The organism is Niastella sp., assembly GCF_045805085.1.
In the GTDB taxonomy this organism is placed as follows: Bacteria; Bacteroidota; Bacteroidia; order Chitinophagales; family Chitinophagaceae; genus Niastella.
On sequence record NZ_JBJMLX010000254.1, the window covers coordinates 1 to 22,149 of the forward strand.

At 44.2% G+C, this 22,149-nt stretch carries 17 protein-coding genes; 4 read left to right on the top strand and 13 right to left on the bottom strand.

Annotation, left to right across the window (positions count from 1 at the left end; genetic code table 11):
• From ACJ751_RS13150 to ACJ751_RS13205, 12 genes are all read right to left on the bottom strand, one after another.
• Positions 1–650 (bottom strand): STN and carboxypeptidase regulatory-like domain-containing protein (locus ACJ751_RS13150; RefSeq protein WP_407745957.1); only part of this gene is annotated, 650 nt, incomplete at its 3' end.
• A 252-nt stretch (positions 651–902) separates the two neighbouring features.
• Complete coding sequence (locus ACJ751_RS13155) at positions 903–1,082, bottom strand: hypothetical protein (RefSeq protein WP_407745958.1); 180 nt, start codon at positions 1,080–1,082, stop codon at positions 903–905.
• A gap of 11 nt (positions 1,083–1,093) precedes the next feature.
• On the bottom strand, positions 1,094–2,320 hold the full coding sequence (locus ACJ751_RS13160) for a FecR family protein (protein WP_407745959.1): 1,227 nt from the start codon (positions 2,318–2,320) through the stop codon (positions 1,094–1,096).
• A 186-nt stretch (positions 2,321–2,506) separates the two neighbouring features.
• Positions 2,507–3,100: an RNA polymerase sigma factor gene (locus ACJ751_RS13165; protein WP_407745960.1), complete on the bottom strand. Its 594-nt coding sequence runs from the start codon at positions 3,098–3,100 to the stop codon at positions 2,507–2,509.
• Positions 3,101–3,282: 182 nt separating this feature from the next.
• The gene (locus ACJ751_RS13170; protein ID WP_407745961.1) at positions 3,283–8,637 is read right to left on the bottom strand and encodes a carbohydrate-binding protein; all 5,355 of its coding nucleotides are present in this window, start codon (positions 8,635–8,637) and stop codon (positions 3,283–3,285) included.
• Positions 8,638–8,695: 58 nt separating this feature from the next.
• Entirely contained in the window at positions 8,696–9,958 is a 1,263-nt protein-coding gene (locus tag ACJ751_RS13175) for a FecR family protein (RefSeq protein ID WP_407745962.1), read from the bottom strand.
• Between the two features lie 146 nt (positions 9,959–10,104).
• Positions 10,105–10,698 carry an RNA polymerase sigma factor gene (locus tag ACJ751_RS13180; RefSeq protein ID WP_407745963.1) on the bottom strand — a complete coding sequence of 198 codons (594 nt, stop codon included), beginning with the start codon at positions 10,696–10,698 and terminating at the stop codon, positions 10,105–10,107.
• Between the two features lie 133 nt (positions 10,699–10,831).
• On the bottom strand, positions 10,832–12,106 hold the full coding sequence (locus tag ACJ751_RS13185; protein WP_407745964.1) for a hemolysin family protein: 1,275 nt from the start codon (positions 12,104–12,106) through the stop codon (positions 10,832–10,834).
• Positions 12,107–12,214: 108 nt separating this feature from the next.
• Complete coding sequence (locus ACJ751_RS13190) at positions 12,215–13,156, bottom strand: DUF1259 domain-containing protein (protein WP_407745965.1); 942 nt, start codon at positions 13,154–13,156, stop codon at positions 12,215–12,217.
• Positions 13,157–13,283: 127 nt separating this feature from the next.
• Positions 13,284–14,576, bottom strand: coding sequence for a C4-dicarboxylate transporter DctA (gene dctA / locus ACJ751_RS13195; protein WP_407745966.1), 1,293 nt, complete (start codon positions 14,574–14,576; stop codon positions 13,284–13,286).
• 114 nt (positions 14,577–14,690) lie between these two features.
• Positions 14,691–15,497, bottom strand: coding sequence for a glycerophosphodiester phosphodiesterase family protein (locus ACJ751_RS13200; protein WP_407745967.1), 807 nt, complete (start codon positions 15,495–15,497; stop codon positions 14,691–14,693).
• Positions 15,498–15,556: 59 nt separating this feature from the next.
• Complete coding sequence (locus ACJ751_RS13205) at positions 15,557–15,943, bottom strand: response regulator (protein WP_407745968.1); 387 nt, start codon at positions 15,941–15,943, stop codon at positions 15,557–15,559.
• A gap of 287 nt (positions 15,944–16,230) precedes the next feature.
• Between ACJ751_RS13205 and ACJ751_RS13210 the strand changes: the two genes are divergently transcribed.
• From ACJ751_RS13210 to ACJ751_RS13225, 4 genes are all read left to right on the top strand, one after another.
• Positions 16,231–17,397 (top strand): sensor histidine kinase, encoded by a 1,167-nt coding sequence (locus tag ACJ751_RS13210; RefSeq protein WP_407745969.1) that lies wholly within the window; start codon positions 16,231–16,233, stop codon positions 17,395–17,397.
• A gap of 225 nt (positions 17,398–17,622) precedes the next feature.
• Complete coding sequence (locus tag ACJ751_RS13215) at positions 17,623–17,964, top strand: hypothetical protein (protein WP_407745970.1); 342 nt, start codon at positions 17,623–17,625, stop codon at positions 17,962–17,964.
• Between the two features lie 73 nt (positions 17,965–18,037).
• Entirely contained in the window at positions 18,038–18,307 is a 270-nt protein-coding gene (locus ACJ751_RS13220; protein ID WP_407745971.1) for a hypothetical protein, read from the top strand.
• A 117-nt stretch (positions 18,308–18,424) separates the two neighbouring features.
• The gene (locus ACJ751_RS13225; protein ID WP_407745972.1) at positions 18,425–21,574 is read left to right on the top strand and encodes a carboxypeptidase regulatory-like domain-containing protein; all 3,150 of its coding nucleotides are present in this window, start codon (positions 18,425–18,427) and stop codon (positions 21,572–21,574) included.
• A 265-nt stretch (positions 21,575–21,839) separates the two neighbouring features.
• Here ACJ751_RS13225 and ACJ751_RS13230 read toward each other — a convergent pair whose 3' ends face one another.
• Complete coding sequence (locus ACJ751_RS13230; RefSeq protein ID WP_407745973.1) at positions 21,840–22,142, bottom strand: YHS domain-containing protein; 303 nt, start codon at positions 22,140–22,142, stop codon at positions 21,840–21,842.
• Positions 22,143–22,149: the final 7 nt, after the last annotated feature.

Here is a 22,149-nt window from a genome sequence, read left to right on the forward strand (position 1 = left end):
GTGGTGGTTAATTTAATGGTAAGCTCGGTTTGATCGCCAACAGGCACCAGTTTATCGTCAAAACCCACATAAGAGATAACCAGCACTGATTGTGGCCCTTCTACCATCATGGTAAATGTGCCATCGGCTTTTGTAATAACGGAATTCAATTTTCCTTTTTCACTTACGTTGGCGTTTTGCAGGGGCGTGCCATTTTCAGCCAGGATAATACCGGTAATTTTTATTGGGGGCGCTTTCGCCATTACCGGTTTTTCCACTGCCACAACCGGCGGTGGTGCGGCCACTACCGCTTCTTTTACAACAACTATATTGTTGTTGATGATGCTATAGGAAAGCGGCTGATTTCTGAAACAAATATCAAGTACCTGTTGAATAGAAGCATTCCGCACATTTATGTTAACCTTTCCGGCTCGTTGCAATAAAATTTCTCTGTAAACAAACGTATACCCAGTTTGCTTTTTAATTTCTTTAAAAACGTATTTCAGAGAAATGTTCTCACCAGATAATGTAACCTTTTGGGAGTACACGCCGGCAGAGAGATGTAAACAGGTGGCTAATAGAAAAATGGTTAGGTAATTCATTAGGATCAGTTCTTTACGCCCCACCTTTATTTTCTTCAAATAGCGGTGGAGGCAATGAATTAAATACATAAATTTGGATTTAGCACTCCCGACGTTGCCGTTGGGATTGTTTGGGTTAAACAATAAGGATATCGAGTCTTCTATTGCATTAGCCTGAATTTTTATCAACCGCACCGATTGCAGTCGGGGCGGTTTTTTGTTTCAGGTTAACAGGAAACTTTATTACACTATTTTTCAGACATACCTTTTTTATTGCACATTCAGCGACGGACATACCGCTCCGAACTGCATTAAGCAGGCATGGCTTCGTTTGTCAATATTTCAGATAAGGATCGTTGTTCGGCTGCACAAGGCAAGAATATGTTGCAGCCCGGCATGAGTAAAGTCTTTTATAGTAGCGCTTAATGGTATGGCGCCGGTTTCCATTCTGTGATGGAAATCGTTTTCATAGGTTATGAATTCCCGGGTTTTTCCAGGGATGGTCTCAAATAGGACATACATATATTAGGGGGTTATTTAACAATGATCATTTTCCCCTGAATGCTGAATTTCGCACTACCCGACTCCTGCAACACCTTCAATACATCTGACAACCGGGTGTTCCTTGAAATTTCAACAAACAAAGGATCATTTTTAACAGCTGGGCCCTCATATACAACATCTACATCATACCATCTGGCCAATTGGCGCATTACCGTTTTTATATCTGCACTTTCAAAGTGAAATAATCCGTTTTTCCATGCGATGACCTGTTCCAGGTCAGGTGAATGGTGAATGGTCAATGATGAATGGGCCGCCGCTATGGCTTGCTCGCCTGGCTTTAACACAACTTCCTGAATTTTATCCTTTGCCTTTTGCCTTTTACCTTTTGCCAATTCCCCACTGTCAACTGCCCACTGCCTCACTACTTTCACGCTTCCTTCCAGCAAAGTAGTTTTTATGGCGCTTTCGTCGTCATAGGCATTTACGTTAAAGTGTGTACCCAACACTTCCACCTGCATGTCGCCTTTTTCCACAATAAAAGGCATCTCTTTATCGTGCGTCACTTCAAAATAGGCTTCGCCCGTTATTTGTACTCTTCTTTCCTTCCCCCTGAAACCGGTGGGATAATGAATGGAAGATGCTGCATTCAACCACACTTTTGTGCCATCGGGTAACCGCAACTGGTATTGTCCTTTGCGGGGAGTGGCCAGGGTATTATACGACAATGGGCCCTCGCCGCTGCTGTTGTCAGAAGAATACACCAGTTTTCCATCATCGGGTTTTTCCAGTTTTGCTTTCCCTTCCTGCGCTACTACCCCATTTGCAGCATCATCGAGCAGGATGGTTTTGCCATTCGCCAGGGTAAGCACCGCTTTATTGCTGCCAGGCTCTGCATCGTTCTTTAAAGTGGATCCGGCTTTTGCCAGATCTGTTGCCGCTCTTTTATTCAGCAAATAGACTACGGTGCCTGATAAACATAACAGGATGGCAGCCGCAGCCCACCAGGTTCTGTTGTGCATTTGACGAACCGGTGTTTCCCCGGTATACGACGTATAAGGTATTTCATCGGTTGCAATGCTTTGCAGTAATTCTATTTCAATGGCTTCCTGAATTGATCCTTTTTCTCCTTCTCCATATTCCAGCTCACCGGTGTTCACCAATTCCTGGTACCACGCTTCAACAAGCTGCTGCTCTGCAACCGTACAATTTCCGCTACTGTATCTATTTAATAGATCAGTTGCCTGTGTTTGATTCATAAACAATCATATAAAAATTCTGGCAACGTATATACTGTCCGGTAAAAAGACCCGAGGGGGTATAAAAAATAAAAAATTTTTTCCCGGGCGGCCGGAAGCAGGCATACCTTACCCGGATCGGTTAAAAAACAATCGTATTCATAGCTCACACATGTAAAATATCACATTGGGAATACCGGAATTTTACTACTTCATCCATTGCAGGAGCAAAACCGCAAATGTAGTAGCGTTCAGGCTGATGGCAGTTTTAATAATTTGTAAAGCATGTTGGATATGCTTCTTTACTGTTTCATCTGAAATGTCGAGGCGTTCGGCAATTTCCTTATGAGTTAAATGATGTTTGCGGCTAAGCTGGTATACTTCACGCATCTTGTTGGGCATTTGTTCAACGGCCGACTGAATGACGTGTTGCAGTTCTTTTATTTGTAGTTGTGATTCGGCATCGGGTGGCTGATAATTGACAAGCACCTCGGTAAGCAAGACAAGATAATCGCGGCGGGTAATATTCTTTTCAATATACTTTATGACTTTGTACCTGACACTGGTTTGCAGGTAAGCGCCCAGTGAACCGGTGATCCGAATTTCGTGGCGGCGGTTCCAGATAGACAAAAAAATATCCTGAACCAGGTCGGCAGCATCCGTCTTTGAGCGAAGCGCTCTTGCAGCTGTTGCAAATAATGATTCCCAGTAACGACGATACAGCATGGTAAACGCTTCTTTGTCTCCATCGGCTACCAGAGAGAGTAATGTTTCATCGGTATGGGCTTCAACTGCTTCCAAATAGGGCTTATACTTGGCCGCAAAAGTAATACAAAAACCAATCAGTGGTATATTATTATAATTTCAGATATCAGCAACGTACAACAGTAGGGCTTTATTACAGTGAAAGATTAAAAAATAATGAAAAAGCAAAAGCCTCCCGATGCATCGGGAGGCTTTTGCTTTTTATCTCTTACTTATTTTTACAGTATGAGCAACTTGGTAACTGCAATGTTGTTCACTTTCAGCACATAGATACCCAACTTAACATTTCTGTCGAGCTGCACATCGATGGTACCGGAAGTATTCATTACTGTTTTTTGATACACTACTTTACCAAACAGATCGGTGAGGGTGATCGTGATCTGCTTGTTGATAAGATAATCAGGTGTTTTTACCACGAAGTGGTTGCCTATTACCGGGTTTGGATAAGCGGTAACATCCGAGATGGCATCATCATCATTGCAATAACCCAGTTTGTCACCATTTTTCAGGTGGGCCGGTACAGCTGATTGTGCAATACACTGGCTTTGGCCATTGTGACAGATCATCACTTTGTCATCAAGGAGGCCGCACGATACATTTACTGATCCAATGCGGATCGAAGCTGACATGCTGCATCCTTTAGCGTCGGTGATGGTTACGCTGTATGTGCCGGCAGTGGTAACAGTGATCGAAGGTGTATTCTTGTTCGTACTCCATTTATAGCTATACGGAGCAGTACCACCCGCAGGTTTAGCTACCAGGAGCAGCGAAGAAGAACCATACCCGACATAGATGGTATTTTTTTCAGTAGAACCAGGACCTACCACGTATACATCAGGAATAGAAACTGTTAATTGAACCGGGTTGGTGTCGTCACAATCTGAGTTGTTGGCAACACCACAGGCAACAGGAGCACCCGCGCCTAATCCGTCACCATCCTCATCGGCATACAATAATCTGGTATCATCACAATCCAGGTTGTTGGTTACATAACCAGCAGGTGGGATTGATGAACAGAATGAAGCAGACATATTAGAACCAAACCCATCGTGGTCGGCATCTACATAGTATACAACCGGGGTATGCACCGTAGCATCGTTGTCGTTACAATCGGTATTATTGGTTGCATAACCATAAGGAGCGGTTGAATTACACAGCATTTCTGCTGTAACATCACCAAAGCCATCATGGTCGGCATCTATATAATACAACAGCGGTTTTTGAACGGCAGCGTCATTATCGTTACAGTCTGTGCTGTCGGCGGAGTATCCAGCCGGAGCATCATTCTGTGCAAATAATACAGCTGCGCCTGCACCTACACCATCTTTATCGCCATCTACAAAGAAAGCTTTGTTAACGATCAGTTGCGTTGAAACACTGTCGGCATCCAGGTAAAAAACATCACCATTTTGCGAGGCAGTGATGGTTACTTTACCTGCTGATACGATATGAATATTACCATTTACAATGGTAGCTACTGAAGTATCAGCGCTTGTGTAGTCAATTGGTAACGTAGAGGTACTTGTGGCACCTGCATCAAAATCGCCATCGGTTACCAGTACAGGTTGCAAAGCACTGAATGTGATGGTTTGTTTTCCGATATTCAATAAATTAAATACCGGGAAGCTGGTTACACCTGTATAGCTTACCTCGTAATTGGTGGCGGCAGCTGTGGTTGGTGTATCAGCGAGTGCGGCCTGAACGCTCAATTGGGCTGTGTTGCCTGTTACCAGTCGCATAGCAGCGGCTACATCACATTGCGCATTGGCATCGGCAGTATTGTAGCCAAAAGTAATATCTGTTGGAGAAGGATTGGCTGGCTGAATGGTCCAGCTGTTGTTGATAGCATGGCTATCGTAAGGCATTTCCACTGACAAATTTCCCTTTTTTACATTTGCTGTGAAGACCGTACCTATGGCAGGTTTCACGGTTACGGGGTTGTAGCTGTCGCCAGCGCCAATCCACAAAGGCGTGGCCACGCCAGCATTTGTAAGGCGGGTGAAGGTTCCCGACTGATTATCACCCTTCATGACAAACCATTGTGTTGGTGCGCCCCCACCTACAAATTGCAGACCGGTTGGCTTTACGCTATAAGTACCAGTTGAAATTACAGTGATGCCGGTTACTACACCATCAGTAAGGTTGGCAATAGCGTAAGTGGGCAATTGCGCGTTTGATAATGTACCACCTGTGAAGATCACAGCAGGTGGGGTTACATATCCGGCACCACCATTACCTGCAAAAGTGTAGGTTCCCACAAGCGGGTTGTTGCCACTGAATAAAACGCCCCCTAAACCGGTTGCAGCAGCAGCAGTTCCGGTGAAGTTACTACCGTTTATACTTTGTCCACTGGCAGCGCTATTCAGGTTCAGGGCTGAAGCAGCCCCATCAACTATGCCGGCATCGCCAATGTTAATGTTGATCTTCTGGGTGGGTATATAACGGAATAACCGGACCGTAGACCCGAGTTTCAATTTTCCGTTTACATTAACTATAAGTTCATTGTTCCCTGACTGCTGATTTGTTAGCAGGTTAAACTGGGCGTTGGAACAATCGAGTGTACCATTAATATTATAGGTCATGCTTCCACCTGTATTATTATAGGAACTGAAGCCATAGCCGGCGCCATATTGCCCGTGAAATGCGCCCAGACCGCTGTTTCCATTCAGGGTAACCGTTTTCCCTTCATTAATGGTAAGTGTCTTGATACCAGATCCGTTATTCCCATTTTGCAAAGTGAGACTGGCAACTGTGGCACCTGCGTAGTTGCGCAACTCCATATCTATATCAATCACTATGTTCTGCGTAGAGCTTTGTGCAGCATTAGGAGAGAATCGGGCAATGTTCACCACACCGTTACCAGTAAAGGTGGTGTTTCCTGTTCCACTTACAAACACCCTGATACCGGAACCAACAGCGGTTATTGCTGAACCGGCTGGCGCACCCAAACGACCATTGATGGCAATGGTGGTAGCCTTGTTGGTGATCAGGCTCTGTACACTACCTGCAGGCGCCGTCAGTGAAGCCACTACCCCTGAGTCTGTAATTGAGAAATCATTTACAGTAAGGGTGTTTGACATAGTTTCCGTACCGCTGATAACAGTTAATCCGGAAACCGTGAGAGCTACCTGTTGTAACAAGGTAGCTCCGGTGTAAACGGTAAGATTTTTACTGACCCCGGCCGTAGTGGCCAGGGTGACCGTATGCCCCGGCATTATATGCACATTGGTACTGCTGGTTGGCGCCGTAGTAGTGGTGCCACTTACTCCGCCATTCCCATTCGAGATGTTCCATGTACCGCCGTTCCAGGCCATATTGCCCGTTGACATATAGTCACCGGCGGCAATGCCTGTGATGGTTAATGTTTGTGCTACGTTGGTTGCTGCCGCATAGTTATCATCACCGGGTTGTGCAGCCGTAATGGTTACCACACCTGAACCAACGATGTGAATTTTGCCATCTACAATTGTAGCAACGCCGGGGTTAGAGCTGGTGTAAGAAACAGGTAAACCTGAAGTGGCTGTAGCGCCCGGCTCGAACTCGAGATCACCCATTTTCTTTACAGGGATATTACCGAAGTTGATCGTTTGTGCCTGCAGGCTTCCTATATAAACCAGGGTGAAATTGTTAATGTTGAATGCATTGCTGGCGCCGCCGATGGATACGCGCATGCTTTGCACACCAGCCTGCAGGGAGAAGGCTGAACCCACAGTGATCTCGCGCCAGTCATTGGCGCCTGTTGAGAACACACTGCCGAAAGGCACACCAAACGCACCGGTTCTGTCAGTACCATCAAACTCTACTTTCAAAGCGCCATTGGCAGCCACAGCTGAATAACGCATTTTCAATTTGTACGTCCCAGCCTGTGGAACTGCGATGGTATAATTAACCCACTCGCCATTTTCCAAACCGGTTACTGCGTAGCCACCTTCTGAACAGGTGGTGATATCTACGGCCTCACCAGTTCTATATTGACCACCGGTATTGGCGGTTGTATTATCATTGTATACTTTGCCCTGTCCATCGGTAGTGAAGTGGTCAAAATTTTCCGCTTCAATTTTACCAGGCGCCAGGTTCATTCTGTAAACTGGCTGGCCATTTACAAATTCAACGGGATCACCAGGACAATTGGCTGGTCTACGGAAAGTAAGACCGCCCCAACCAGGGAAGTCAACCTGGAAGCCCTGTCCTTCTACACCAGATTCTCTTGTTGAAATGTCGAACACGCGTTGCAACCATTTGTATTTGTCGGGACTAAGGCCAACACGGTCACGGTAATGCGCCAATGCCATTTCATGGAAAGGATATTCGCTGAATTTAAAATTCGTTCCTCTTGTCAATTTGGTAAACTCCTTTTCTGAATAAGGATTTACTTTTTTGGAGAACCAGCGACCGGTACGGTCTCTGCGCTGAATGAATTCACCGCTTGCTGCAGTAGGTTCCCAGGGTGCAGGTTGATCGGAGAATGAATAGTTGAGCGATGCATTGTAGCGCATTCCAAATTCTATTCCCAGTAATGGACGATAGTCAAGGAAGCTATACATATCATAGCCCTGATTCCAGGCCATTTCACACATGGTGTTTATGATGGCAACCCCGGTAACCGGGTGCGACTGATCCCTTGAGGCTTCCTGGCACTGACCGTTTTCCCAGATGTAATTGCCAATAAGTTCATTATAACCATAGTCGGGTGTTGTTCCCACGGTTGTGCCCAGGGTATATTCGTCGTAATAATCGTAGGTAGCCGTAGGATTGGCCGACACCGAACGTGGACCTGACGGATAAGGTAAATCATCTGCACGGTGAGGCTGACCGGTTAAATAACGCAGGGCGCGATCGTACATCACTTCATTATCCATGAAGATCCCCATCGCCATAATACCGCGCATGGCAAAAATGCCCTGGTTGCCATGACGACCTGGATCACCATTGTACATATACCAGTAGAAGGTAGCATCTTCAGTTTGGAGTGCTGAAGTTGGCTCCTGTGTAGTTGAATAACCAGGATATACCAGCATTGCCTTGAATTTGGCAACGTCACCTGCTGACCAGCCAGTATAGGTGCTTTTAATGATCTCAGCGCCTTCCAGCATTTTCCAGATCACGCGGCCTGCATCCAGCGCCTGCGTTCCACCTGAATTAATATGTTTGAGGTTTGCCCATGCATTGAAGATCTGTACTGCTTTCTGCGCATTTCTATCATCACCGGTGATATACCACATGATGGCGTTATAATAGGCTGCCAATGCATCGTACTTGAATTTTTCGTAATTAAAGCCAGCGTCGGTTGAGTTTACTACCAGGCTGGTAACACTGGGATCGCCCTGTACCGCATAGTTATAGCTGGCGTACGTGTTCCTGGTGAAGTTTGTAAAAGAGGTTTTCCAGGGTTCTTTGCCTGCCTGCACCATATATTTCATACGGTCAAGGTCAGAGCGTTTGTGGCTGATGCCAGGATGCGCGAACACACGTTGCGCCGAAGCCGTTTGCGTGAACAGGATCATCAAAAACAATACTGCGGACAGCATTTTAGGCATGACGATCCTTCTCTTTATTTGTGTAAAGATTTTCATGGGACATTTCAATGTTTTAATTAGGGTAATCGAATTTTTCAGCGTTACATCAGAACTATTATTGGACAATGATCTTTTTATCCAGGATGCTGTATCTGGCGCCGCCGGCCAGGTTCAACACCCGTAACACGTCAGACAAATTGGTGTTTCGTGTTACTTCAAAGAACAAAGGATCATCTTTATCAAGGCTTCTTTTATAAACTACTTCCACATCGTACCAGCGCGATACCTGCCGCATCACTGTTTTTATATCGGCATTTTCAAAATGGAACACTCCATTCTTCCAGGCCATTACCGCATCTGTCTGAACTGGGATGGGGTGGGATAAATGGGATGACTGGGATAAGGATACCTGTTCGCCCGGCTTTAATAAAGCAGAGGCAACATCTTTGGTAACTTTTACAGAGCCTTCCAGGAGCGTTGTTTTCACAGCTTCTTCATCGTCGTAGGCGTTGATGTTAAAGTGTGTACCTAACACCTGTACCTGTCCTAAATCATGACGACCCACCCTAGCCCCCCCGGTTGGGGGGGAATAGTTTCCAGCAGCGACAATGTCAACAGTAAAAGGCACGCGCCTACCATCTTTTACGGTCACTAACTTGGCTACCTCAAAGTAGGCTTCACCGGTAACCTGCACTTTTCTTTCTTTTGCATTGAAGGTGGTGGGATACGTGATGGAGGAGGCTGCGTTCAACCACACTTTACTTCCATCGGGTAATTCAATATTGTATTGACCGCCTTTAGGTGTTGACAAGGTGTTGTATACCACTGGCGCATTTGCATCAGCCGATTGACGATCAGCTTTTGCATACATCAATTGTCCATTCTTCAGCTTTACTACTTTTGCATTGCCTTCCTGCGCTACCACCCCATTCTTTTCATTATCCAGCACAATGGTGCTGCCATCGGCCAACGTAAGCACCGCTTTATTACCACCAGGCGCCACATCATTCTTCTTATCAACTTTCGCTACCTGTGTTTTGGAATTATTGTTCATCCACAACAGGCCACCAGCTGTTACCATCAGCAATACAATTGCGGCTGCTGCGATGCGCCAGTAAGGCATGCGGCGTACAGGTGTTGTTCCCATAGTAACCACCGGGGTTTCATCGGCTTCAAAGATTGCCTGTAATACAGCCTGGGCCGTTTTTTCAGACATCTCATGCGCTACAGGCCGTTCAGCAATCATTTTATCTATCACTTGTTGCACGGTTTTATCGTTGCTGTTTTCCTGCAGCAAACGCATCAGCTCTTCCTTCTCTTCGGGCGTTGCCGTTTTATCAGCGTACCTGTTTAATAAATATTCCAGCTTTGAAGCCATAATCTACAGTTGGGTGTTTTGACCGTTGTTACACTTGGGTCACCTGTACAAATAGAGAGTGCTGCGCAAACCTGTTTGGGTGAGTGTGGGTGAAAATATTTTAAAATAATTTTTGGGGAGCAGGATTTACAGTGAGGATCAGCTAGTTAATAATGACGCATCAGGATGATCAACGCAATGGTAACGTCGAGGCGGGTAAGGCAATAGGTCCTGATGCTGCGCATGGCAGCAGCCAGATGCGTCTTTACGGTTTCGGGCGACAGCTGCAACGCGGCGGCGGCTTCTTCCCTTTTCAGGCCTTCTTTTTTTATGAGGTTGTATACCTGCTTTTGTTGTTCGGGCAGGCGGTCGATGGCGGCTTGTAAAATGCGGGTGTATTCGTTGTGCTGCACCTGGTCCTCGGTATCGTGGTGATACAGCGGTGTGCCTTCCATAGCGCTTACTTCCAGGCTTTCCCTGCGGGCAATTCTTTTTAAGGCTGCAAATACATAATTACGCGTGATCGTAAACAGGTAAGCCCTGAAATGTTCCACTTCATGAAGCGTTTCCCTTTTTACCCAAACCTTTAAAAAAACATCCTGTACAATTTCTTCCGCTACGCCTGTTGATTCGGTAAGCTCGTAGGCGATGGAGTAAATTTTATTGCGGTAATTGTTATAGATCTGGGTAAACGCATTCCTGTCACCGTCAGCAACCAGCTTCAGTAAATCAATCTCAATGTATTCAGGTTGAAATGCCAAGGATTTTCAGCGTTTAATTTAACGGGCCAACAGGATCTTGATTCCGCGAACAACGGGACTAAACTACGGCGTTTAATGAATAATCAAAATATTTTTTTAACAACGCGCCAAAATATAATGTCAGCAAAACGTTTTATTTCTTTCTAATCAGGATCTTATCAATCTTTGGACCGTCCAGGTCAACTATCTCAAATTCAAATTCGTTCCATTTTATGACGTCACCGGTATTGGGGATATAACCGGTCACATGCAATACCAAACCAGCCAGCGTATTGTACTCGCCTTCTTCCAGCTTCCGGTTTTGTAAATGGAAGTAATTCAAAAACTCAAAATAGGGATAACCGCCATCTGCCAGCCAGCTGTTGTCATCCCGCCGGATGATCTGAAATTCCTGCTGGTTGTATTCGGTTACATCACCAATCAAGGCATCAAGGATATCGTCCATGCTCACCATGCCTATCACCGTTCCATATTCATCGAGCACAAAAGCATAATGCATCTTGCTCTCCTTGAATTTTTCCAGCACCTTATAAGCAGGCGCGGATTCGGGTACCATTACCGGCAGCCGTAAAAAGTCGGCCAGGTTAAATTTTGTTACAGTGAAATCTTTTGGAAAAATATCTTTTACCGACACAACGCCTACCATGTTATCCATTGTTTGTTTATAAACCGGATACACGGAGTGGGCTTCGATCTGTGCTTTTTCTTTAATGACGGCCAGGCCGTCGGTGATATTGAAACACTGCAGGTCGCTGCGATGCGTCATCAATTCGTTTACTTTTATATCGCCCAGGGCAAAAACCCTTTCTACTATGTTCTGTTCAATTTGCTGAATTTCGCCCCCCTCGGCGCTTTCCTGTACAATGGCCTTTATTTCCTCTTCACTTACAATTACATCTTTTTGCTCTTTCAGGCCGAAGAGGCCCAGGAAGATATCATTTGTTTTGGTGAGTAACCAAATAAAGGGTTTGGTAATGATTGAAACGAGGATCATGGGGGTGGCCATCACGGAAGCGATTGTTTCAGGAAACATCAACCCGATGCGTTTGGGGATCAGTTCGCCAAAAACAATGGAGAAAAAGGTGATCACCACAACGATCACAGCCACTGAAGCGCTTTGGGAGTATTCTTTTAGCCAGTCAATTTTTTCAATAGCCAGGCGCAGGTTGTCTTCTATTTTCTCACCACTATAAATACCGGTCAAAATACCGATGAGGGTAATGCCAATTTGAACGGTTGATAAAAATGTGTTGGGGTTGTTTGCCAGTTCCAGTGCTTTGCGGGCGTTGGAATTTCCCTTGCGGGCAGCATTCTCCAGCTTGAATTTCCGGGAGGAAACGAGGGCAATCTCACTCATGGAAAAAACTCCATTAAGCAGGATCAACAGCAGGATAATCAGGATTTCCATATTATATAAGTTGAAAAGACATGGTTTTGTCACCATGTCTTTTCTGCCGCAAATATCCGAAATTCAATTAACCTTTCTATAGAAATGTAAATTAAGCCTTTGTATACTCTAATGGGCCATGCCTTTCCCGGTTTCATCCAGCGCAGCCCGTAGTCCCCTGGCCATTTGCTCGGCATTGCCCACGCCCCAGTAATGCAGGAAAAATGTTTTGGGTTCTTCATGTACCATATGATTATGAACGGCCACCACTTCAAGGCCATGGATCACCAATGCCTTTATTACCGGCGCTACTTCGGCTTCGAGCATCACAAAATCACCGCATACGGCCGCTCTATCCGGTGTGCCCTGCCAGGCAGCCCAGGTATTGAAACCCATAAAGCTGCTTACGGGAATGCCGTGCTCCAACAATTGCACATCGGGCCGGCCGATGGTATACTTGTAAACGCCTTTGTTCATTTCACCCTTTTGTCCCATAATACCATCGAGCTGGGCAACATTCAGGGTATTTTGTACGCTGTCGGCTTTTTCGCCTGCGGGATCCAAGCCTCTTATTTCTTTTATTTTGTTGAGGATTGATCTTACGCCATTGGCCAGGGTGGTAATATTGGCCTTACGATCAATGTGCATATACATCACTGTTGGGCGGTTGCGCACAAAATGGTTATGGATGGCCGTAATAGAGAATCCCTGGCTCACCACTTCCTGTTGGATCCATTTTAAATCAATCTCTGTTAGGATTAAATCGCCCATTACCATGGCGCTGTCGCCACAGGGAGTAAAAGCAACCCAGCTGCTTAACCCCATGGGTGGAATTATTTTAAACCCATCCACCATCATTTTAAGATCGTTCTGCGGTACGGTGATCTTGTATTCGCCGTTCTTTTCAACACCCTTCATTCCGGTGATGCGCTCTATGGTGGCAACATCTACCTTACCACCGGAGGGGCAGGCTATGGTATTCTTCTTTTTTTCAGCGGTTTCGGAATCGGAATTATTACAGGCTGTTATAAATAAAATGGATACAATGAGTAAAACAGATGCTTTTTTCATGTCCTGTTTATTTGGGGCACTAAACTAGTAATTAGTTGACAAGTTAACAAGTTGACGAGTTAACCAGTTGATCAGTTGACCAGTATGATGAATAGAGCCATCAACTCCGCTCGGTTTTGTTAACTTGTTAACTGGTCAACTGGTTAACTTCTATAGGCGCTCGGGGAACCACTGTTGTCTTTTTCTTTTCAACAATCGTTTGATAGGTAGTAATGTCCAGTGCTTTTTCGCTTTTGGCAATGAGCACGGTTGCAATGGTGTTGCCTATGAAATTAATAATAGCCCGGCCTTCACTCATAAAACGGTCAACGCCTATTAATAAAGCCAGCCCTTCGAGGGGGATCACTTTTAATGCGGTAAGGGTACTGGCCAGTACAATAAAGCCACTGCCCGTAACACCGGCGGCGCCTTTACTGGTTAGCAAAAGGATACCTATTACTGTTAGCTGCTGCCCCAAGGAAAGATCGATGTTAAATGCCTGCGCCAGAAAAATAACGCCCATGCTCAGGTAAATAGTGGTGCCATCCAGGTTGAAACTGTACCCGGTGGGTATTACCAGCCCAACCACTTCTTTTTCACAACCAGCCGCGGTTAATTTTTGCATCACAGAGGGCAATACCGCCTCGCTGCTGCTGGCGCCCAGCACAATTAAAATTTCTTCTTTTATATAACCTAACAGCTTCCACAAACTGATGCCAAAATACCGGCAGATGAGGTTGAGCACTACAAAAATGAAAACAATGCCGGTGAGGTAGAAGGTCAACATCAGTTTACCTAAAACGATCAGGGTAGTAAAACCAAACTTGCCAATGGTGTAGGCCATACCGCCAAAAGCGCCGACAGGGCTTAACCGCATCACTATCTTCAGCACATTGAACAATACCTTATTGAAGTTTTCAAATGTATTGAGCAACCCCTTGCCGGAATTGCCCAGCATTTTCAAGCCAATGGCAAACAGCACGCTGAAAAACAATACCTGTAAAATGTCACCTTTCGCAAAGGCGTCGACAATGTTGGAGGGAACAATGTGCGAGAAGAATTCGCCCCAGTTCATATGTTTGGCCTGCTCCGAAATTTCTGTTACCTGTTGGGTAGCGGTAGTACTGGCTTTTATGCCTTTGCCGGGTTTTACCAGGTTGGCGGTTATCAGGCCGATCACCAACGCGAGCGTGGTCACTACTTCAAAATAGATCAGGGATTTTAACCCTACGCGACCTACTTTTTTCATATCACCGGCGCCGGAGATCCCCAACACAATGGTGAGAAAGATCACCGGAGTGATCACCATCCTGATCATATTGATGAAGGTATCACTGATGAGTTTGGCCGTTGGCGAAAACTCAGGAAACCGCCAGCCAACCAGTATACCGGCTATGATGCCCAGGATCACTTGCACATATAAAATCTTCAGGTATTTCATTGCTATGAAGATATGGGATTTGGGGTTTGGTTAAATAATTTAAACAGAGGACCCAACTATTTATAATCAGGGGGTGAAATGTTAAGAATGGTTGATTTTCATTGAGTTGCGCCCTTAATTATAATAAAGACCTTTGCTTTTCAGGTATTTCAATAACAGCGCGGGGTAATCGGTCTGGATCATATTGGCGCCGTTCTTTATTAATTCGCCATAAGCTTCGAGGTCGCCGGCAGCAGCTTTTTTATCTACCTCACCCAGGGCATTGATCCATACCCGGGCGCCGTTGTTTCTTATTTTATTAGTTACAGCTTCGATATTATGTTTTTCATCAATATGAACCGCTTCGGTTTTGGTTACCGAAAATAAAGCGTCAACATCAGCTTCGCTACGCGTTCTTACCAGCGTTCTCAATTCCGGGTTTTTCTCCTTCAACATTTTGTCATGAAAGTCCTTGCTTAAAAAGAAAAAGCAGGTGTTTTCGGTTTGTGTTTGTTGCACCAGCTGCATAACCCGGGGCAGGCAGTTGGTTTTTATATCCAGATCAACCAGGATCTTTCCTTTTGCCAGCGTAAGCACTTCTTCCAGTGTGGGAATTTTTTCCTCGGTTACCTGCCCGTTGAACGTCAGGCGCAGCTTCCTGAGCGCTGAGAAAGTAAATTCGTCAACGCGGCCTTTTCCGTTGGTCATCCGGTCAACGGTGGCGTCGTGCATGATCACCAATGAATCGTCTTGGGTATGACGCACATCAATTTCGATAATATCGATACCCAACTCAATTGCTTTTTTAAAAGCAGCCATAGAATTCTCGGGAAATTCGTGGTGGATACCCCGGTGCGAGGCAATTAATACTATTTTGGAATGGGGAGATAAAAAAGCCTTGTTGATCTCTTTAAACCGGGCCGTTTCCTTTGCGTTGCTCATCAGCGTACTCAATAAAATGAATGATACGCAAACATAGGCATGTTTTGTTTTTGAGCGGGTTACATTAATGCATGCTCGTGTAAAAAGCTGTCCAGGAAATGAGTTAATTGGGATACTGAATCAGGTTTATTGATACAGGCAGACGCCCCCAGATCGCTACCCATCAATTGAATACGCTTCTCCATTACACTGGAATGCAGGATCACCAATGTCTTGTTGCAATGTTCAAGTTTCCTGATTGCACGCAAACATTCCAGGCCATTCATACCTGGCATTTGGTAATCGACAAAGATTATATCAGGTTTCACAGAAAACAGTTGCTTTAAACCCTGCTCACCGCTGGTTGCCAGCGTGCATTTAAATGGAATGTTTAACCTTTCAAGGGCTTTTGTTATTACCATCAACTCATCTTCATCATCATCAATGATCAGTACATGTAAGGTCATAAGATTAGTTTAATGTTTAAGCATGAACGTGGATTTCATTGGGAGACTTGAATCAGGAAATGCAATCATTTTCCGGTGAAGGATCAATGTGTGGTATAATCTTTATAGGAAAATTTTTGCCACAGCGGGCCAAAGAGAAAGATGATGTATACGCTGATCGTAATCAGCATTACGATAGTACTTAAAGGTACTACCTTTGAAGTACAAAATCAATATTTTATAAAAAAAATGAAAACACTTAATTTACTATTCATATACTACTTGTAGCACCAATAAACCTTCTAACCATGGTCAGCAATACAAACCAATACGACGAAATGCATCTTGCTGAAAAATTGAATGACGCCAGCATTGACCGTTTAATGGCTATCAACAACAATTGGGAGATCATTAGCTGGAACAAGTCCAATGAAATTATTACCGGAATTAAAAAAGAAGAAGCGCTTGGCAAGCATCTTGTGGAAATATTTCCTCAGTTACAGGAAGATATTGAAACCATGCATGCCTTCACCTTAGCCTTCCAGGGAAAAAAATGTTTTCTTCCGGCGAAAGCTGAAATCTTTTACAGAAGCTTCTACGAGAATCATTTTATCCCGTTATTCGATGATGATAAAAAGATCATAGGCGTGATGAACATCATGCATGATGTATCGCACCGGATAAAAGCGGAAAGAAAGCTGGAACAATTGAACCATGCATTAAAAGAAAGATACCAACTGCTTGAAAAGGCTAATGCGGAGATGGCCACCTTTACCACTATAACGAGTAACGACCTGAAAGAACCAATAAAAAAGGTTTATACCACGTTGGAGATGATCATGATCCAGGATGGTGTTCGTTTATCGAACAGCAGCAAGGCCGGCCTGCGCAGGATACAGGCATCGCTGAACCGGATAAATTTATTACTCGATGATATACTTTCCCTTAGCAGCCTGAACAGCTTCAATATTACCCATACCCAGGTGAACTTACAACAACTGCTGCAACAGGTAGTGGGCTCACTGGAAAAAAAGATAAAAGAAACGAGCGCCGTTATTCACGTCGCCAATCTGCCGGTTATTACCGGTTCGCAGGAAATGTTGTACAGTTTATTCTATAATCTTTTAGATAATGCGATCAAATTTCAACCGGCCGGTAATACCCCGGTGATAGAAATAGTCAGCGCTATTGAAAAGAAGATTGAAGGGCCTAACTTTGAAGAACAATTTTTATGCATCAGTATAACTGATAATGGCATTGGGTTTAACCAGGCCGATGCAGACAAGGTGTTCACTATCTTCGGGCGCCTGCATTCGCGCGAAGAGTACCGGGGCTCAGGTACCGGACTTACGATCTGTCAAAAAATAGCCAATGCCCATGGCGGCTATCTCACTGCAGAAGGCAGACCTGGCAATGGCGCTACGTTCCGCTGTTATCTGCCGCCGGAGCAAGCGGGGGGGGGGGGGGACAGCTAACCTAAATAATCTACAAAGCAGAGAAAGGCCGCAATAGCGGCCTTTCTTATTTTTTACACGTTACTATTTGCCTAACAATTTGATAACATTAGGTAACAATTTGATAATACCCGCCCATGCCCCGCGTAATTAAAGTTAAAATAGCTTTGCGGCTCATTGAAAGCACTGATCAGATATCGCTTTTCAAGACTAATTGTCTTACTGGTTGCACTGCACACATTGGATGTGAGTGTAGACTTAGACCATCTTACCAATAGCATTGGCTGGTTTGATGTAGAAAAATATGATGACATTGATTCTATTTCAGAGTTCATATTAGAAGGGCTATTCCATAATGATAATCTGATCAAAGAGGGCAAGACTGACGACAGACCCCGTTCCAAGAACAATATCGGCCATATTTCATTAATTATCTGTTGGGCCGATCATATAAAAGACTGGTATGTAAAGCCAACTTGCCAGCAGTTAAATAATTTTCGCCCAACATTAAGCAATACGCGGTTCCTTTTTGAAGATCATTCTTACTGTGATTACAATCCTCCGGATAACAACCAACCATCGATCTAATCCTTAAGTAACTACACCGACCCTTTTTGAAAGCGCTTTACAGCGCATTATTCTGTCACTCATAACAATGAGTATGGCTAATATTTCCACAACCCAACACATGGGCTTTTCACAAACCATGGATGACTTTATTAAAAAACTGGAAGTTGTTGGTTTGCATGATTTTTCCGCAAAAGCAATCGTTACTGAACTTAAAAAAGAGTTGTTTTTACTCGAAAACATATTCGCAGAATATGATTCCAAAACAAAACAACTTAAACACCTGGTGAGTGAATATCAGAAGATACAGCGCAACGCGCGCATTAATCTTCGCATTTGCCAACAAATCTGTTCCAAAGTTTAATCTATTAAATAAAACCAGTACCAGAACTAAAAAGAAATCAACGCTCATTATATGAATATTACAAAATTAATTACACGATTACTTTTGTTATTTTGTTTGTTTAATCTCTTTCCTGATTTGTATGCACAGGAAACCACTTCTTCATTGACGGGTATAATAAAAGACAGTAAAGGTGCGCCTTTGGAAGGAGTGACCATATCGCTGGTTCATGAGCCCACAGGGTTTACTACCAAAGCAGTGAGTAATAGCAAGGGCTATTATTACTTAAATAACCTTCAAGCCGGTGGCCCTTACACCATCAGTTTTTCTTCGATCGGTTTTAATACTGATGATAGAAATGTTAGCCTTATACTGGGTTCCAACACCATCAATCCACAATTGACAGAAGCGTCTAAAACCTTAACGGAGGTTACTATTTCTGCCAGAACCGGCTTAAAAGGGGCTAATTTAAGTGTAGGGCAAACCCAGATAAAGAATATGCCCACGTTGAGCAGAAGCCTGCAGGACATGACTAAAATTACGCCGCAAAGTAATAATAACTCGTTTGCCGGTACCAACTTCCGCTATAACAACGTTACCATCGATGGTGCTATTAACAATGATGCCATCGGATTCAGTCCTTCACTCGGAGGCCAAACCAATGCTTCCGGACAGCCAGGTAGCAGTACACGCACCAATCCGGTATCATTAGATGCCATCCAGGACGTTCAGGTATATCTTACCCCGTATGATGTAAAGATCGGTAACTTCCTCGGGGGCAGTATCAATGCCGTAACCCGCAGCGGAGGCAACCAGGTGCATGGTTCGGTATATGGATTTGGCCGGTCTGCCTTTTTGGTAGGGCCTAACAATGCTGGTGATAAAAGCAAACTGCCTACAGAATTCCACGACTATCAAACCGGTTTCAGAGTAGGTCTTCCCATTATCAAGAACAAGCTTTTCTTCTTTACCAATGAAGAGATCACCCGCCGCGTAGACCCCGTTATCCTGGCCGCAGGTTCTGGTGATAACACGATCATCTCCCTCGCACAGGCCCAATCTATCGATTCGGTTATGCGCAATAAATATGGTATTGACAATGGCGCCGGCGCTTATGGAAATACTACTATCTATTCTAATTCCACCAAGTTCTTCAACCGGTTAGACTGGGTAATCAGCCCCAAGCACAGATTGTCGCTCAGAAATAATACGATCACTTCATCCGCTACCAACCTGGAGCGTGACCAACAGAACTTCCGCTTTGGCGATATCGATTTCAAACAGGTGAACAATCAAACTTCTACCGTATTGGAGTTGAAATCAAACTTCAACAGCAGTTTATCAAATAGCCTGGTGCTTGGTTATTCAAACATTCATGACTACAGACAGCCAGCTTCTAACCCATCTTTACCACAAGTTGAGATCGCCTCCAATGGCGGTACCATCTTCCTGGGTACAGATAGAGAAGGGGCCATCTTCAACATGAAACAGAAGACCTATGAATTCACCGATAATTTTACCTGGGTTAAAGGAAATAACACTTTTACATTCGGAACTCACAATGAGTTCTACGATATTACCTATGGATTTGTGAACTCCTGGAACGGCCGCGTTGCTTATGGCAGTGTTAACGACTTCCTCAATAACAAACCTAGCCGGGTTAGAACCAACTTTAATTATACGGATAATACCCGTGATTACATCTGGAACAATCCGCCTGCAGCCTTCAAGATCAATCTGTACAGTTTGTATGCGCAGGATGAGATCCGGGTGGGCAAGTTGAAACTGACACCTGGTATCCGGGTTGATCTGGCCGATTTACCAAACAAACAGCCACTGAGCCCCAAAACAACCTCAGCCCCTGTTGATCCTAACTATGGCACAACCTATACCTATACCCTGCCAAAAGATATTAAAAACGACTTCCTGGGACAATTGCAGGTGTCGCCCCGCCTCGGATTTAATTATGATGTAATGGGTAATCAACGATTCATCATCAGAGGTGGTACCGGTATTTTCACTGGCCGTATACCATTTGCATGGCTGGGTTATGCCTATTATAACAATGGGGTTACCTATGGCGCCTATGACCAAAAATCGTCTACACCATATGCTGCTGGAACCGATCCTATCAAAGACGCCCTCAGCAGTAATATAGGTGAAGCAAATTTTGTAAAGAATCAAAACAAGGATATTAAGGATGCCAACGGCGCCACCCAGGTTGACTTAGTTGACAATAAATTTAAAATGCCACAGGCATGGCGCAGCAGCCTAGCATTTGATTATACATTACCTGCCGGTTGGAAATTTACCCTGGAAGGAATTTATACAAAGGTGATCTATGACCTGAAATTTCAGCAGATCAACTATGTAGACAATCCTACTTATTACGTTTATGACACCAAGCATCAGCAACCTATTTACTCAGGTGCAAAGATCAACACAGCGTACACCAACGCTTATTTGCTGAGCAATACAAAAGAAGGAAACAGATACAGCATCACTGCACAGGTCGCCAAAGCATTTGATTTTGGTCTTACTGTAAATGCAGCTTATACCTATGGTCAATCAAAAGATATCACCAACGGTATCCGTAACTCAATGGAATCTAACTGGCAGTTGAACCAGGCATTGAGTCCTAACAACCCAGGACTGGCCTATTCTAACTTCGATACCCGCCACAGGATCGTTTCTACTGCTAATTACAGATTAGACTGGAACAATGCCAAGAAGTACATTACCACCCTTTCATTGTACTTCAGCGCTGCTTCAGGCGTACCATACTCTTATGGATTGATCAACACAACGTATGACGGAACCGGTCAATCACAAAGTCTGGTATATATTCCAAAAACTGAAGATCTGGGTAAATTCTTTGCTGATCAAACGATGGCTACTGCGTTTGACAACTATGTAAATGGCGACAAGTACCTGAAGACACGTCGTGGTGATTTTACTGAACGCAATGGCGGACGTACACCCTGGAATACTACAATGGACTTTCGTCTTGCACAGGATTTCAACTTAACCGTTGGAAAGAATGTACATACGATCACATTTACTTATGACATTGTTAACTTAACCAACTTGTTGAACAGTAATTGGGGAAAAGTATATTTCTCACCAAATACTTTCAACTCAATGGCATCAACCGGGCTAAAGGTAACAGCTCCTGCTACAGCTGGCGCTTACCCAACCTATACCTGGGCTAACCCTGGTAAGCCCTATTCAGTTGATTTCTTTGGCTCACGTTACCAAATGCAAGCTGGGTTGAGATATACTTTTTAGTTTTTCAATCTAGTAGAGATATATTTAAAAGGCCCCGGTAATGCCGGGGCCTTTTCGTTGAAAGTCAATAACTTACAAATCGCCTTACATATATCTCGCCAAAATTCTATTTTTTGGTTAATTTTGGCGAGATATAATCTCAGATATCTCGCCATTTTAATTAAATTTTCGTCATTTTGGCTGATAACCCCGGCCGTGTTCAAGCCGAGGTAATTATGGAAGATTTATTCAATTAAGACAGCTCTTATAAAAGGTATCAGATTCCTTAATGCCTGTATTTCGATGCTAAAAAAGCTTCCGGTGTTTTTAGAAAATCGCTTTTACATTCTTTTGAACAGAATCCATATACTTTTCCTTTATAATGAGCGGTATCCTGTATGCCCGCTGTCAGCAGCATTCCACAGGCCAGGTCCATTTTACTCGCAAACTCAACACCATCAAAAGGCTTTTTTGGGGTAGCCATCGTTGGATCTTTATGGGTGGTTTCAACAGCTTTTGGATGATTGCTGTTGTTGCAGGCCAACAATACCGTTACTAAAAGCAGCGCAAACAATACATTTAATTTCATCGGTTCT

Coding starts and splice junctions, on each gene's coding strand:
- ACJ751_RS13175 (WP_407745962.1), bottom strand. CDS start 9,958: ATGGCTTCAAAGCTGGAATATTTATTAAACAGGTACGCTGATAAAACG.
- ACJ751_RS13170 (WP_407745961.1), bottom strand. CDS start 8,637: ATGAAAATCTTTACACAAATAAAGAGAAGGATCGTCATGCCTAAAATG.
- dctA (WP_407745966.1), bottom strand. CDS start 14,576: ATGAAATACCTGAAGATTTTATATGTGCAAGTGATCCTGGGCATCATA.
- ACJ751_RS13185 (WP_407745964.1), bottom strand. CDS start 12,106: ATGGAAATCCTGATTATCCTGCTGTTGATCCTGCTTAATGGAGTTTTT.
- ACJ751_RS13200 (WP_407745967.1), bottom strand. CDS start 15,497: ATGAGCAACGCAAAGGAAACGGCCCGGTTTAAAGAGATCAACAAGGCT.
- ACJ751_RS13220 (WP_407745971.1), top strand. CDS start 18,038: ATGGCTAATATTTCCACAACCCAACACATGGGCTTTTCACAAACCATG.
- ACJ751_RS13205 (WP_407745968.1), bottom strand. CDS start 15,943: ATGACCTTACATGTACTGATCATTGATGATGATGAAGATGAGTTGATG.
- ACJ751_RS13190 (WP_407745965.1), bottom strand. CDS start 13,156: ATGAAAAAAGCATCTGTTTTACTCATTGTATCCATTTTATTTATAACA.
- ACJ751_RS13210 (WP_407745969.1), top strand. CDS start 16,231: ATGGTCAGCAATACAAACCAATACGACGAAATGCATCTTGCTGAAAAA.
- ACJ751_RS13155 (WP_407745958.1), bottom strand. CDS start 1,082: ATGTATGTCCTATTTGAGACCATCCCTGGAAAAACCCGGGAATTCATA.
- ACJ751_RS13230 (WP_407745973.1), bottom strand. CDS start 22,142: ATGAAATTAAATGTATTGTTTGCGCTGCTTTTAGTAACGGTATTGTTG.
- ACJ751_RS13160 (WP_407745959.1), bottom strand. CDS start 2,320: ATGAATCAAACACAGGCAACTGATCTATTAAATAGATACAGTAGCGGA.